General features: G+C 70.7%; 11 protein-coding genes. 2 read left to right on the top strand and 9 right to left on the bottom strand.

Annotated elements, in window-relative coordinates:
• Position 1: 1 nt before the first annotated feature.
• The 6 genes from AC54T2_RS06305 to kduI form a co-directional block, all read right to left on the bottom strand.
• Positions 2-997, bottom strand: coding sequence for an ABC transporter permease (locus AC54T2_RS06305; RefSeq protein ID WP_186340018.1), 996 nt, complete (start codon positions 995-997; stop codon positions 2-4).
• Complete coding sequence (locus tag AC54T2_RS06300) at positions 998-2,560, bottom strand: sugar ABC transporter ATP-binding protein (RefSeq protein ID WP_496665786.1); 1,563 nt, start codon at positions 2,558-2,560, stop codon at positions 998-1,000.
• Positions 2,557-3,564 carry an ABC transporter permease gene (locus AC54T2_RS06295; protein ID WP_222129465.1) on the bottom strand — a complete coding sequence of 336 codons (1,008 nt, stop codon included), beginning with the start codon at positions 3,562-3,564 and terminating at the stop codon, positions 2,557-2,559. Before AC54T2_RS06295 ends, AC54T2_RS06300 begins: the two co-directional genes overlap by 4 nt.
• Positions 3,565-3,566: 2 nt before the next feature.
• A complete protein-coding gene (locus AC54T2_RS06290; protein ID WP_186340016.1) occupies positions 3,567-4,649 on the bottom strand; it encodes a sugar ABC transporter substrate-binding protein in 1,083 nt (360 codons plus the stop codon).
• A gap of 115 nt (positions 4,650-4,764) precedes the next feature.
• Positions 4,765-5,544 carry a 2-dehydro-3-deoxy-D-gluconate 5-dehydrogenase KduD gene (gene kduD, locus AC54T2_RS06285; protein WP_186340015.1) on the bottom strand — a complete coding sequence of 260 codons (780 nt, stop codon included), beginning with the start codon at positions 5,542-5,544 and terminating at the stop codon, positions 4,765-4,767.
• Positions 5,541-6,356, bottom strand: coding sequence for a 5-dehydro-4-deoxy-D-glucuronate isomerase (kduI, locus tag AC54T2_RS06280; RefSeq protein WP_186340014.1), 816 nt, complete (start codon positions 6,354-6,356; stop codon positions 5,541-5,543). Before kduI ends, kduD begins: the two co-directional genes overlap by 4 nt.
• Before the next feature lie 210 nt (positions 6,357-6,566).
• Between kduI and AC54T2_RS06275 the strand changes: the two genes are divergently transcribed.
• The gene (locus tag AC54T2_RS06275; protein WP_186340013.1) at positions 6,567-7,364 is read left to right on the top strand and encodes an IclR family transcriptional regulator; all 798 of its coding nucleotides are present in this window, start codon (positions 6,567-6,569) and stop codon (positions 7,362-7,364) included.
• A 14-nt stretch (positions 7,365-7,378) separates the two neighbouring features.
• Here AC54T2_RS06275 and AC54T2_RS06270 read toward each other — a convergent pair whose 3' ends face one another.
• Both AC54T2_RS06270 and AC54T2_RS06265 read right to left on the bottom strand, forming a co-directional pair.
• Positions 7,379-9,403, bottom strand: a complete 2,025-nt coding sequence (locus AC54T2_RS06270) for an MFS transporter (protein WP_496665785.1) — start codon at positions 9,401-9,403, stop codon at positions 7,379-7,381.
• A gap of 158 nt (positions 9,404-9,561) precedes the next feature.
• Entirely contained in the window at positions 9,562-10,980 is a 1,419-nt protein-coding gene (locus AC54T2_RS06265; RefSeq protein WP_206054481.1) for a carbohydrate-binding protein, read from the bottom strand.
• A 248-nt stretch (positions 10,981-11,228) separates the two neighbouring features.
• On the opposite strand from AC54T2_RS06265, the gene AC54T2_RS06260 reads away from it, so the two are divergent.
• Entirely contained in the window at positions 11,229-13,628 is a 2,400-nt protein-coding gene (locus AC54T2_RS06260) for a glycosyltransferase family 2 protein (protein ID WP_496665784.1), read from the top strand.
• Positions 13,629-13,946: 318 nt separating this feature from the next.
• Here the strand turns inward: AC54T2_RS06260 and AC54T2_RS06255 are convergent, their stop codons facing one another.
• Positions 13,947-14,441 (bottom strand): MarR family winged helix-turn-helix transcriptional regulator, encoded by a 495-nt coding sequence (locus AC54T2_RS06255; RefSeq protein ID WP_496665783.1) that lies wholly within the window; start codon positions 14,439-14,441, stop codon positions 13,947-13,949.
• Positions 14,442-14,503: the final 62 nt, after the last annotated feature.

Genomic DNA, 14,503 nt, shown 5'->3' with positions numbered 1-14,503 from the left:
ACTACTTGATGATCAGCACCTTCGAGCGGTCGAGGGTCAGGGCGACGGCGGCGACGATGATCGCGCCGTAGAGGATCTGCTCCCACGCGGACGGGACGCCCACGATGGGCAGCCCGACGCGGAGCAGCGTGATGACGAGGGCGCCGACGAGCGAGCGCCACAGGCTGCCGTGACCACCCGTGATGGCGGTGCCCCCCACGACGATCGCGGCGACGGCCGGCAGCAGCAGGTTGTCGGCCATGGTCGGGCTGCCGCTGAAGTTGCGCGACACGAGCATCACGGCGGCCAGGCCCGCGCACGCGCCCGAGACGATGAACGCGCCGACCTTGACGAGGTCGACCGGCGTGCCGGCCAGGCGGGCCGCCGACTCGGAGTAGCCGGTCGCCGTCACCCAGCTCTGCAGGGGCGTCAGCCTGAGGACCAGGGCGATGGCGGCCACCACGACGACGGCCACGAAGAACGACATCGGCACGATCCCGGCGACGTACATCGTGATCCACTTCGTCGCCTCGCGGTCGACGATCCGGATCGGCCCGGCGTCGGAGATCACGAGGGCGACCGCCGAGAAGATGCTCAGCCCGCCCAGGGTGACGATGAACGACGGGATGCGCAGCACGACGTGGGCGATGCCCTGCACCGCCCCGAGGGCGCCGGCCGCCGCGATGACCGCCGGCACGGTGAGACCGCCGAGGTCGGGCAGCCACATCGCGAAGAACACCGTCGACAGCGAGCACAGGGCCGCGATCGACAGGTCGATGCCCCCGCAGAGGACCACCAGGGTGGCGCCCGCGGCGAGGACGACGAGCGGGGCCGACGTGCGGACGACCGCGATCAGGCTCCGCTGGGTGAAGAAGTCGGGGTCGGCGATGGTGAGCGCAGCGAGCAGCGCCAGGAGCGCGATGAGCGGCATGAACGACGTCAGCCGCTGGCCGACGGTGGGCCCGCCGTGGACCACGGGCTGCTCGGCCGCCGGGGTGGCGAGCACGGGGGTCGTCACTCAGACCATCTCCTTGACCAGGTCGAGGGGGGTCGGCTTGGCGCCCGAGGGACAGGCGACCTCCTTGGTGGCGCGACCGTCGTTCATCACGATGATCCGGTCGGACATGCCGATCGCCTCCTCGAGGCTGTCGGCGAGCAGGACGGTGGCGACGCCGCTGTTGGCGAGCTCGCGCATCAGCCGGTAGACCTCCGAGCGGGCCCCGATGTCGAGGCCGCGGGTCGGGTGGTCGAGGAGGAGCAGGCGGATGTCGCCGGCGACGAGCCAGCGGGCCAGCACCACCTTCTGCTGGTTGCCGCCGGAGAGCCGCTGGATCGCGGTGCCGCGGTGGGGCGTGCGGATGGAGAGCCGCTCGATCCAGCTGTCGACGAGGGAGGCCTGCTTGCGGGGTGCCACGAGGGGACCGGTGCAGCGGGCCTTCTGCTTGGTGAGGGTCATGTTGTCGGCGACCGACATCGGGCCGACCATGCCCTCGATCTTGCGCTCCGCCGGCACGTAGCCGATGCCGGCGGCGCAGGCCGCCCGGGTGCCGGTGAGCTCGAGCTTCTCGCCGTCGAGGGTGACCTCGCCCGCGGTGGTCGGCTCGGCACCGAAGAGCGCGCGGCAGACGTCCTCGCGCCCCGAGCCGTGCACGCCGACGATCCCGACGATCTCGCCGGCGTGGACGTCGAGGTCGACGTCGCGGAACGTGGCGCCTGAGAGGTTGCGGACGCTGAGCATCGGACGGCGCTCCTCGTCGGCGCGACGGGCGGCGGTGTCGTGGTAGTGGTCCTCGGAGCCGGTCGAGCCGATCATCATCCGGTGCAGGTCGCCGGGGGCGGCGCCCTCGGTGGGCACCTCCCCCACCGACTGGCCGCCGCGCAGCACGGCCACGCGGTCGCAGACGTCGAGCACCTCGTCGAGGCGGTGGGAGACGAAGACGACCGACGCGAACTCCCGCAGCCGGCGCACCTGGGCGAAGAGGGTCTCGATCTCCTTCGACTCCAGCACCGAGGTGGGCTCGTCGAGGATGATCACCGGCGCGTGCTGGGAGCGCTCCTCGATGCGCAGCACCTTGGCGATCTCCACCATCTGGCGCTCGGCGAAGGTGAGGGTGTCGGTGCGGGCCAGGGGGTCGATGTGGGAGCCGATCTTGTCGAGCTGCTCCTGCGCGAGGCGGCGCATCGTGTCCCAGCGGTAGAGGCCACGGCGCACGCCGGGCCCCTCGCTGCCGAGCACGATGTTCTCCGCCGCGGTGAGGTTGGGCACCAGCGACTGCTCCTGGAACACCATGCCGATGCCGTGGTCGGCGGCCTCCACGACGCTGCGCAGGCGCACCTTCTCGCCGCGCACCCAGATCTCTCCGGCGTCGGGTCGCACGAGACCGACGAGTGCCTTGAGCAAGGTCGACTTGCCGGCGCCGTTCTCGCCGGCCAGGCCGAGCACCTCGTGCTGGCGCACGACCAGGTCGACGCCGTCGAGGGCCTTCACGCCGGGGTAGTGCTTGACCAGCCCGCGCACCTCGAGCGCGTGGACGGGGGCTGCTGCCGGCACCTCGGGCGCCTGCTGGACATCGGTGGTCACTTCGTCACCTGGTTCCTTCGACGTTGGGGGAGGACGGCCGCGGCGACCGCGGCGACGACGATGAGGCCCTGCACACCGCCCTGCCAGTAGGGGCTGACGCCCACCTGGACCAGGCCGTTGGTGAGCACGGTGACGAGCAGGACGCCGACGGTGGAGTGGAGGATCCCGCCACGTCCACCGGTGAGCAGGGTGCCGCCGACGACCGCCGCGGTGATCGCCGCGAAGTCGTAGCCGCGTCCGGCCTGGACGAGCCCGGCGCCGAGCTGGCTGGTGACCATCACCCCGGCGAGCCCGTAGAACGAGCCGGCGAGGGTGAACGCGGCCACCTTGTAGGGAGCGACCTTCACCCCCGAGAGGGCGAGCACCTCCTCGGCGCCACCGATCGCGAACGCGTAGCGTCCGAGCCGGGAGTAGCGCTGGACGAGGTAGCCGAGCAGCACGCAGCCGGCCGCGATCCAGGTGAGGTAGGAGAAGCCGAGCAGGCGGTCGACCGCCCAGGACTCCAGCATCGTGTCGGAGATGTTGGGCTGCACGCCGGCGAACATCAGCGTGGCGATGCCCAGCCCGACGGCGGAGACGCCCAGCGTCGTCATGAACGACGGCACCTTGAGCAGCACCAGCGCCAGCCCGCTCACGCAGCCCAGTGCGGCGCCGACCAGCACGGCCACCAGCACCCCGAGCAGGCCGAGGTCGTTGTCGTTGCGGTTGTTGGCGACGAGCAGGGCGACGGCGATCGCCGAGGCACCCATGACGCCGGGAGCGGAGAGGTCGATCGACCCCATCATCAGCACGAACGTGATCCCGCAGGCCACGACGGCCAGCACGGCCGCCGTGTCCATGATGTTCTGGACGTTGCCCAGTGTGCGGAAGTCGGAGCTGAGGGCTGCGAAGACACCGAAGATCACGAGGAGCGCGATCGGGGGACCGGCGTCCCGCAACGACACCCCCCGCCGAGGCTGGGGGCGCGTCGCGACGACCTCGACGTCCTCGGCGGGGGATGTCATGGTCACGAGATGGCGCCCTGCGAGCGGCTGAAGAGGTTGTCGCAGGCGTACTCGGACTCGTCGACCTCGGGGGAGATGAAGTCGGCGACGTTGTCCTCCTGGATCAGGAACTGCTCGGCGAACCAGGCGCGCTCCTCGATGTCGTCGACCGAGAGCTCGCCGGTCGCGACGCAGTAGCCGATGGCCAGGCCGATGCCGCCCTGCCACGGGCCGTCGCTGGAGACGGTGGCGGTCATCGAGCCGTCCTCGATCGCGGTGAGCGCGTCGGGGACCGCGTCGATGCCGACGACGGCGACGTCGTCGCGACCGGCCGCCTTCAGCGCCTCGAGCGCGCCGAGGGCCATGTCGTCGTTGGCCGCCCAGATGCCCTTGAGGTCCTTGCCGTGCTTGGTGAGGAGCGTCTTGGTGACGTCGAGCGCCTCGGCGCGGGAGAAGTTGGCCGTCTGGTCGTCGAGCAGCTCGACGTCCGGGTTGGCCGCCAGCGACTCCTCGAGCCCGGCGAAGCGGTCCTTGGCCGCGCCGGTGTCCAGGATGCCCTGGAGGGCGATGATGCCGCCCGAGCCGCCGATGGCCTCGGCCAGCGCGTCGCCGATCTGCTTGCCCGACTCGACGCCGTTGTAGGTGATGTGGCTCAGCCACTGGTCGTGGTCGGTGACGTTCATGTCGGCCGGCTTGTTCCACTGGGTGACGAGGTAGGCCCCGGCCTCCTGCGCGCCCTCGACGATCGGCGGGGTGTCGGAGTCGCCGTTCGGGAGGATGTTCATGACCAGGCACTCGGTGTCGCCCGCGAGCAGCTGGCTGATCTGCTCCTGCTGCTTGGTGGAGTCGCCGTCGTAGGTCATCCGCTCCTGGCTGAGGTCGACCGACTCGGCGAACGCGTCGCCGCCGTCGAGCCAGGCAGCCTCGTACGGGTTGGACTCGTTGCGGACCTGGCCCACGAGCTTGATGTCGGACGGGCTGCAGCCGCCGGCCTCGGCACCGCCGCCGGACGAGCCGCCACCTGCCTCCTCGCTGCAGCCGGTGAGGGCGGCGGCTGCCAGCGTCAGGCCGAGGACGGCCGCGGCTGGACGAGATGTGAACTTCATCATCGATCCTTCTTTCTTGGTGCCAGAGGCTGGCAGGGGTTGAGGTCCGAGAGGGGGGTCGTGGTGCCGCGGGGGCGGCTCCGGGGGGTGGACGTCCGGGTCGGGGACGGGTCGGTCAGCGGGCCATCCAGCCACCGTCGACGACCAGCACGTGGCCGTTGACGTAGTCGGCGGCGGAGGAGCTGAGGAACACGGCGGCGCCTGCGATGTCGGCGGCGGTGCCCCACCGTCCGGCGGGGATCCGCTCGAGGATGGACCGCGAGCGGTCCGGGTCCTCGCGCAGCGCGGTCGTGTTGTCGGTGGCCATGTAGCCCGGCGCGATGGCGTTGACCTGCACGCCCGCCGGGCCCCACTCGTTGGCGAGCGCCTTGGTGATCCCGGCGACGCCGTGCTTGCTCGCTGCGTACGACACCACCCGGATGCCGCCCTGGAAGGCGAGCAGGCTGGCGACGTTGACGATCTTGCCGCGGCCGCGCTCCACCATGGAGGCACCGATGTGCTGGGACAGGAAGAACAGTCCGCTGAGGTTGGTGTCGACGACGCGCTGCCAGGACTCCGGGGTCAGGTCGACGGTGTCCTCGCGCTCGATGATGCCGGCGTTGTTGACCAGGATGTCGACCTGGCGCGCGGCGGCGACCTCCGCGCCCACCCGGGCCACGGCGTCGTGGTCGGAGACGTCGAGGTCGAGGACCGCGGCCTCGCGACCGTGCGCCTCGACGGCCTCGCGCGTGGCGTCCTGGCTGCCGGGGCGTCCGAGCAGCACCAGGTCGGCGCCCGCCTCGGCGAGGCCGACGGCCACCGCCTGGCCCAGGCCACGACCGGCGCCGGTGACGACGGCCGTCCTGCCCTGCAGGTCGAACGGGGAACGACGCGAGGTCGCGGTCAGGGTGGTCACAGGTCGGCCACGTCGACGGGGGTCAGGTCGGTGTAGGTGTTGTTCTCGCCGGCCATGGCCCAGATGAAGACGTAGGACCCGGTGCCGGCGCCGGAGTGGATGGACCACGGCGGCGAGATGACGGCCTGGCGGTTGCGCACCACCAGGTGGCGGGTGGCGCCGGGCTCGCCCATGAAGTGGAAGACGCGGTCGTCCTCGTCGAGGTCGACGTAGAGGTAGACCTCGGTGCGACGCTCGTGCAGGTGCGGGGGGAAGGTGTTCCAGACCGAGCCGTCGGAGATCACGGTGAGGCCGAACTGGAGGACCGAGGTCTGGAGCTCCTGGCCCCAGGCGTAGCGGTAGAGGTTGCGCTCGTTGGCGCTGTCGGCGCTGCCCAGGGAGAGCGGCTCGACGTCCTGGTGGCTCAGGAACGTCGTGGGGTGGGTGGCGTGCGCGGGCGCCGAGACGAAGTAGAACGCCGCGTCGGTGCCGGTGAAGGAGACGTCGCTGCCGCGGCCCACGAAGATGCCGTCGAGGTGGCCGAGCTCGAACTTCTCCCCGTCCACCAGCACGTGCCCGTCGCCGCCGACGTTGACGACGCCCAGCTCGCGGCGCTCGAGGTGCGAGGTGGCGCCGAGCACGTCCCACGCGGGCAGGTCGAGCTGCCCCCCGGCCGGGACCGCGCCGCCGATGACCATCCGGTCGTCGTGCGTGTAGACACCGTGCACCTCACCGTCGCGGAACAGGTCCTCGCAGAGGTAGTTGTCGCGCAGGTCGGCGCTGGTCGCCGTCTCGGCTCCCGACGGTGACGTGGAATAGCGAACCTGGATCACTTGTGGACACTCCTCGCGTCTCTGAACTTCGTTCCCGTGGCTGAACTGGGAAGGACGCTAGCGTGAGCACCATCACAGGTCAACACCAAGAAACCAATCCATGTACGTGAACCGTCCATGTATGTAAACTCTTGTCAACAGGGGTGCACGCACCCCCGACGGTGGCGGCAGTGGCTGCTCCCGAACCCATCACAGAAGAGGCGACCCGCCATGAACCCATCTGCCGCGCCGACGCCCTCGGGCAGCGCCCCGGTCAAGTCCGCGGCACGCGCGTTGGACGTGCTCGACGACCTCGCCACCAACGGGCCCGGCACGCAGCTGCAGCTCGCCACTCGACTCGGCATCCCCAAGAGCAGCCTGCACGCGCTGCTCCGCACCATGACGGCGCGCGGATGGGTGCAGACCGACCCGACCGGCAGCGTCTACCAGGTCGGCATCCACGCGCTGATCGTCAGCTCGGCCTACCTCGACGGCGACCCCGTGCTGGCGCGCGCGAGCTCGTGCATGGACGAGATCAGCGCGGCGACGGAGGAGGCCGTCCACCTCGGCCGCCTCGACGGCGCCGACGTGGTCTACACCGCCAAGCGCGAGTCGATCCACCCGCTCCGCATGCACTCGGCCGTGGGCCGGCGGCTGCCGGCGTACTCCACGGCGCTCGGCCGCGCCATCCTCGCCGAGCAGCCCGTGGCCGTGCGCGAGGAGCTCATCCCCGAGGAGATCAGCGCACTCACGCCGCACACGACGACCGACAAGCAGCGCCTGCTCGAGATCGTCGAGACCGCGGCGGTCGCCGGCTACGCCGTGGAGCGCGAGGAGTCGTGCATCGGCGTGCGGTGCTTCGCCGTCGCCCTCCCCTTCGACCGCAACAGCGTCGACGCCCTGAGCGTGTCCGTCCCGATCAGCCGCCTCACCAACGGCCGCGAGGACTTCATCATCGAGACGCTGCTCAGCGTGAAGGCGCGGCTCACGCTCCTCCACAGCAACAGCATGGTGCGCTCCCCCGCCTGAGCCGTGCGGCTGGGCTACGCGGTGCCGCCGTCACCCGCCCGCGCGGGGAGGTCGGGCAGCACGAGGTTGAAGCGGCGTCGCTGGGCGCTGATCACCACGTCCTCGGACTCGGCGGCACCGGTGCGCGGGTCGAGCGCGGTGAGGACGTAGCGACCCAGCGGCGGCATCCCGATCTCGTAGTGGCCCTCCTCGTCGGTCCGGGTGGCGCCGGCGGCCTCGCCGGAGGAGTCGGTGAGCACGACGAGCGCGTCGCTGAGGGGCCACCCGCCACGTGAGATCACCCCCGCGACCGTGAGCCGCTGGTCGAGGTGCAGCACGGGCACGGCGTCGGGCGCGAGCTGGCGCAGCTCGGAGCGCGCCGCCCAGCCCTCGGCGGAGCAGATGACGAGGTACTCGCCGGCGCCCGGCAGCACGACCGACCAGCGGCCGTCGTTGTCGGTGCGGGCCCAGTCGGCCTGGCGCCCGCTGTGGTCGAGCATCGAGACCACCGCCAGTCGCGCCGGCCTGCCGTCCGGGCGCTGCACCCGACCTCGTACGACGACCTCGGCGCCGATGTCCGCGCGGCGCACGGCGTCGCCGCGCACCCCGGCCGCCGGCGCGCCGGGCACCTCCGGGGCACCGGCGAGGACGGGAGCGATGCGGGCCGGGATCATGAACCCGACCCCGGCAGCGGCGAACGCGACCACCGCGGCGAGCCAGCTCATCGAGTGCAGGGCGGCCTCGGACGGATAGGCGTCACCGGCCACGACTCCCGCGGCCAGGATCGCGGCCACCGTCGCCGAGCAGGTGGACGTGCCGATGGCGCGGACGACGGTGTTGAGGCCGTTGGCGGCAGCCGTCTCGCCGATCGGCACCGACTGCATGATGAGCACCGGCATCGCCGCGAAGCTCACCGCGATACCGACCGAGACGATGCACACCCCGATCACGAGCTGGGCGAGGCTGGCGTCGAGCAGGACGCGGACGACGTAGCCGAAGCCGGTGATGCACAGACCCGCCACGAGCGTGATCCGGGCGCCGAACCGGCGGGTGATCGAGGCCGAGACCGGCGCCATCAGCACCATCAGCACGCCGCCGGGCAGCATCGCCAGGCCCGCCTCGGTGACGTCGAGGCCGAACCCGACGCCGGTGGAGGCGGGGATCTGCAGCTGCTGGGTGGCGACCAGGAGGTTGGTGAACATCGCGAAACCGGCGAGCAGGGAGGCGATGTTGGTGAGCAGCACCGGGCGCCGCGTCGAGGTGCGCAGGTCGACCAGCGGCTCGCCCGTGCGCAGCTCCCACGGCGCCCACAGCGCGAAGAAGAGGACCGCGACGGTGAAGGACAGGAGGGTCCACTGCGACGTCCAGCCCCAGGAGCCACCCTTGGAGATGCCGAGCAGCAGGGACGTCAACGCGACGGACATCAGCACCGCGCCGGTCCAGTCGAACCGGGCGGGCGTCCTGACCCCCGACTCCGGCACCACCAGCATGACCAGCGCCAGCATCACCGAGGACATCGCCACGCTGCCCCAGAACACCGCCTGCCAGTCGAACAGCTCGTAGATCACGCCCGACAGCGGCAACCCCACCGCACCGCCGATGCCCAGCGTCGCGCTCATCAGGGCGACGGCACCACCGATCCGCTCCGGCGGCAGCTCGTCGCGCATCATCGAGATGCCGATCGGGATCAGCGCAGGCGCGAAACCCTGCATGGCACGAGCCACGATGAGCACGGCCAGAGAGTCGCTCACCGCCCCCAGCAACGAGCCGGCCAGCAGCACGAGGAGGGAGACCACGACCATGCGGCGCTTGCCGTGCATGTCGGCCAGGCGCGACAGGATGGGCGTGGCCACCGCACTCGTCAGCAGCGTGACCGTGACCAGCCACGAGGCGTTGTCGGCGGTGGTGCCCAGCAGCCTCGGGAAGTCGGGCAGCAGCGGCACGACCAGGGTCTGCATCAACGACACGGAGGTGCCGCACAGGGCGAGCACGAGCACGATGAGGCCCGAGCGGCTCGACCCCTCGGACCCCACCTGCGCGGTCGTCGCGGTCGCGGTCATCGGCATCCCCGCACGTCCGCTCGCATGGGGGCGACCCTAGTCGCGTCCGCGGACGATGCCTGTTCGGCCCCGATCCGTCCTGACGACGTGGCCGAGGTCGGCGGGCGGTCTCAGGTGTGGCGGCGGCTCGGGGGTCGGGTCGGGGATCGGGTGTCAGGTCACCGCGCACTGCGCGTGGACGGGGAGGCTGCAGCGACCTCCTTCGCCGACAGCGGCCGCCAGGGGGACGGAGTGTCGACGGTCGAGGGTGCTTGCGGGCTGACCCCCTGGGTCCACCACTGTGCGACGTAGGCCGTGCCACCCGACTGCACCCGGTCGCCCGCCTCGTAGACCTGCCGGGCGTTCCACTTCGGATAGGTCCCGGCGGGAACGCTGGCAGTGGGCTCGGGGGTCTCGCCCGGCAACACGGGGCCGACCAGTCGCCACGGCGTCGCAGATGCCGCGACGGTCGGGTCGTCCGGCACATCGCCGCTGGTCCACCACTTGGCCACGTAGACGTTGCGCTTCCAGACGACCCGCTGGCTCTCCACGTAGACCGTGTCGGCATCCCAGATCGGGTAGGGGCTCGTGGCGGGATCATCCGTCATCAGGGGGCTGGGGGGGACTGCGGTGGGCTCGGGGACCGGGGCGCCATCGAGCCTGCGGGACAGCACCCGCACGTACTCGCCCGGGCTCTGCGTCACCCCGCTGCACGAGTCGGAGACCTGGGTGACGTCGGGCCAGTTGCTGCTGCACTCGCGGTCACGGTTGAGCGACCACAGCGAGAGGCGTCCGAGGCGCTTGCTCGCGGCGAACGCGTTGAGGTGTTGGGCGTCGTCAAGGGTGAACACCTCACCCTCCACGTCGCTCTGTCCCGCCATCGGAGTGGCGCCGAGCGCTCGCCACAGCTGCGCTTCGGTGAGGCGCTGCTCAGCGTCGTCGTAGAGCTGGGCGAGCTGGTCGTGGGTGCTGTTCAAGGCCGCCACTGCAGCCTCCCCGGTGGTCTGGCGCTGCCCGCGACTGTCCCCGAAGTTCATGGTCATGACGTTGACTCCTGCGAGGTCGACCTCGGCGCGGAGCATGCTTCGTACGACCTCGAGTCCGTCCTGGGTGAGGCCGTCGGGTGCGACGGGGAGCGTGAGCCACACCTTGACCCCCGTCTCGTCCTGCAGGCGCGCGATGGCCGCGCCACGACGCTCGTTGGCGGCCGTGTCGGACAGCGCCTCGCCCTCGATGTCGAGATCGATGACCTGCAGGTCATATCGCCGGACCACCGCGTGGTAGGCGTCGTACAGGTCGCCCACCTCGGAGCACGACGTCGCCAGCTCAGCGTTGGCCTGTCCGCCGAAGGACACCATCGGGGTCCCACCGAGCTGGTGCAGTCGCGCGATCCGCCGGTCCAGGTCGAGCTGCTCGTCGGCCTCCGCCAGTGAGTAGTAGGTGCCCCACGAGGGGGTGCAGGCGTCGCTGGCTGCCGCGACGACGAAGGACAGCACCGCGTTGACGCCCGCACCGTCCTGCGGCTCCTCGAACGTCAGGGACGGCGTCGCGGTCACGTCGACGTAGCCGGCGAACCACGAGTCCTGGGTCACTTCCACGCGAGCATCCTGGAACCAGCCCCAACCCCGCAGGGAGCCGAACGCCAACGCGGCAGCAACCACCAGCACGATGGTCACACGGCTCCACGACAAACGTCGTCCCTCGACCAGCTGCAACTCTCTACTCCCCCGCGCGCGCTGTGGATCCGGCCTTTTCAGCGCGCCCTCGCTCGCCTGTGATTACCCTACGAGGCGCGCCGGGGGGCCGGCACGACAATCCACTTTCTTGTGCGGGGAGCGTTTTCGAGATGTCAGCCACCACCACCCCGGCGCGCGATGCCACCGACACCCACGACGTGCCTCGACGCCGGCGGCAGTGGGGCTCGGAGCGCCGCTCCGAGCCGCTGCCGATCGTCCACCCCCGGCCGAGCACTGCGAAGCTGACCTGGGGTCGGATCGCGATCACCGCGACGTGCCTGTTCTGGCTGGCGTACGTCGTCTCGTCGGTCGTGCGGCACTTCCTCAACGACGTCGGTGGATTCCGCTTCACCATGGAGGCGCTCTCCTACGTCACCGTGGTGACCGCCCTGACGTTCTCGGCCCTGATGTATCTCGTCGCTCGTCAAGGGGCGCTCACGAGGTTCCGGACCCATGAGCGCGTGCCGCGCGGTCTCCTGGACGGCCACTTCGACGACAGCCACGACTCCCTCACTGTCCTCATCCCGTCCTACGCCGAGGAACCGGACATCGTGCGACTCACCCTGTGGAGCGCGGCGCTGCAGGAGTATCCCGACCTCCGCGTGGTGCTCCTGATCGACGACCCGCCCTCTCCCAGTGACCCCGTCGACCGTGAGCGGCTGAACGCCACACGGGGGCTGATCGGCGACATCGAGGAGGCGATGGCCGTGCCCCACGCCCGGGCGGCTGCCGCGTACGGGGCGGCGCACCGGGAGCTGGGGGACGCGCCGTTCGCCAGCTCGAGCCAGCTGGCCGCGCTCGCGGCGGAGTACCGCGCCGCTGCCGAGTGGCTGGACCACATGGCCGACGAGGAAGTGGTGGCCGACCACGTCGCGGAGTTCTTCGTCGACCAGGTCCTCGTGGGACTGGCCAGCGAGCTCCGCCTGTCGCTGCTGGCCATCGAGGCGGCCATCGACCAGGGAGGGCAGATGTCGGCGACTCGGCTCCGTGAGCTGCACCGTCGGCTGACCTGGATCTTCGGAGCGAAGCTGGACAGCTTCGAGCGCAAGAGCTATGCGTCGCTGTCCCAAGAGGCCAACAAGGCGATGAACATCAATGCCTACCTCGGGCTGATGGGCCGTTCCTGGCGGCCCACCCCGTCGGCGGAGGGGACGATCCTCGTCGAGGTGTCCGCGAGCGATGCGCAGGCCGGCGACATCACCGTTCCGGGCAGTGAGTACGTGCTGACCCTCGACGCCGACTCCCAGCTCCTGCGCGACTACTGCCTGCGGCTGGTCTACTTCCTGGAGCAGCCCGAGAACCATGACGTCGCGATCGCCCAGACCCCCTACTCCTCCTACCGGGGAGCGCCCACCCGTATCGAACGCATCGCCGGAGCCACGACCGACATCCAGCACATCCTGCACCAGGGCATGACCCACCACAACGCCACCTTCTGGGTCGGCGCCAACGCCGTGATCCGCCGGCGCGCGCTCGACGACATCGTCCAGGTCGAGACGGTGGCCGGCTTCGAGATCCGCACCTACATCCAGGACCGCACCGTCATCGAGGACACCGAGTCGAGCATCGACCTCGCCGCCGCTGGCTGGCGCTTGATGAACTACCCCGAACGGCTGAGCTACAGCGCGACCCCGCCGGACTACGGCTCCCTCGTGGTGCAGCGTCGGCGCTGGGCCAACGGAGGCCTGCTGATCTTTCCCAAGTTCTGGGCGCAACGCAGGTCGCGCGCCGCCGCGGGCATTCCCATCGGTTGGGGCGAGTTCACCCTTCGGTTCAACTACATGGCCTCGATCGCATGGGCATCGTTCGCGCTCCTCCTGCTGCTGTTCTACCCCTACGACGGCCGACTGCTCTCACCCCTCGTGGTCGGCGCTGCCCTGCCCTACTTCCTCTGCATGGCCAGCGACCTGCACCTGAGCGGGCACCGTCGGCTCGACGTGCTGCGGATCTACGGCTTCAACCTCGTCCTCCTCCCGGTCAACCTGGCCGGTGTGCTCAAGTCCATGCAGCAGGCATTCACAGGCGAGAAGATCCCGTTTGCACGCACTCCCAAGGTCCGCAACAGGACCGCGGCCCCCGGGCTGCACGTCCTCGTGCCCTACCTGGTGGTGATCTACGCGTTGATCACGGCCTGGCGGGGCTACACCCACGAGAACTGGGGGAACGTGGCGTTCGCGCTGTTCAACGCGGTCCTGGCTGCCGGTGCGATCCGCGCCTACATCGGCGTGCGCAACTCCCTCGCGGACATGACGATGGGGGTCGTCAACTGGCTCTTCGTGCCCGTGGCGTCACCGAGTCCGGTGACCCACAAGCCAGACACGCCTGGCCCCGTCGACTGGGAAGGCATCCTCTACCACGGCGACCGAAGGCTGAACCGGGACCTGCGCCGCAAGAAGGACCGACGCAGACGAGCCGCCAGCACCACCATGACGCCGCCTGCGCGTCGTTCCTCCCACGCGCGTCGGGAGGGCGGCGTGGGACTCACCAGCGGCCGTGGACCCGCTCCCTGAGGCGCCGGTCGTAGAGGTCGCGCACGCCGTCGACGAAGCGGCGTCGCTTGCCCCAGAACACCGCCTGCCAGTCGAACAGCTCGTAGATCACGCCCGACAGCGGTCGTGCCCAGCAGCCTCGGGAAGTCGGGGAGCAGCGGCACGACCAGGGTCTGCATCAACGACACGGAGGTGCCGCACAGGGCGAGCACGAGCACGATGAGGCCCGAGCGGCTCGACCTCGGACCCCACCTGCGCGGTCGTCGCGGTCGCGGTCATCGGCATCCCCGCACGTCGACTCCCATGGGGCCGCCCCTAGCGTCGCCGAGCGGCCCCGGATCAGTCGGTGACCGGAAGGTGGAGCACCACCCGCCGCAGGAGCTCGGCGAGCTCGTTCTGCTCGTCCTCGTCGAGCGGGCGGAGGATGTCGCGCTCGCGGCGCTCCTCCCCCTCCAGCAGCGCATCGACCAGCGTGTGACCTGCGCTGGTCAGCTCGACGGTGACGCGGCGGCGGTCGTGCGTTTCGTGGGCGCGCCGGACAAGGCCCTTGTCCTCGAGGACCCCGAGGCGGGTGGAGGCGACGGCGCGAGAGACACCGAGCACCCGGGCGAGGGCCGATGGGCTCAGCTGGTAGGGCTCGCCCTGCTTGCGCAGCATCAGGAGCGTCTTGTACTCCCCGGGCGCCGCCCCGCCGGCGGCGACGCCGCGGGCACGGCCCTCGCTGACCTCGCGCACGATGCGGGCCATGCGCGCCAGGATCTCCTCCTTGATCGGGTCCAGCCCCGGGAGCTCGCGCGCCCACGTCTCGACGTGCTCGTCGACGACATCCCTCATGAGCCGAGAATGGCACAGCACGGACCCGTCGCGCAGCGATGGTTCACCCGGGTGAACCATTA

The sequence above is a fragment of the Nocardioides sp. Z35_8 genome, assembly GCF_059621125.1.
The sequence above is the reverse complement of the archived record's forward strand: the minus strand, read 5'-3'. Positions and strand labels throughout refer to the sequence as shown.

Coding starts and splice junctions, on each gene's coding strand:
- AC54T2_RS06255 (WP_496665783.1), bottom strand. CDS start 14,441: ATGAGGGATGTCGTCGACGAGCACGTCGAGACGTGGGCGCGCGAGCTC.
- AC54T2_RS06270 (WP_496665785.1), bottom strand. CDS start 9,403: ATGACCGCGACCGCGACGACCGCGCAGGTGGGGTCCGAGGGGTCGAGC.
- AC54T2_RS06275 (WP_186340013.1), top strand. CDS start 6,567: ATGAACCCATCTGCCGCGCCGACGCCCTCGGGCAGCGCCCCGGTCAAG.
- AC54T2_RS06290 (WP_186340016.1), bottom strand. CDS start 4,649: ATGAAGTTCACATCTCGTCCAGCCGCGGCCGTCCTCGGCCTGACGCTG.
- AC54T2_RS06295 (WP_222129465.1), bottom strand. CDS start 3,564: ATGACATCCCCCGCCGAGGACGTCGAGGTCGTCGCGACGCGCCCCCAG.
- AC54T2_RS06260 (WP_496665784.1), top strand. CDS start 11,229: ATGTCAGCCACCACCACCCCGGCGCGCGATGCCACCGACACCCACGAC.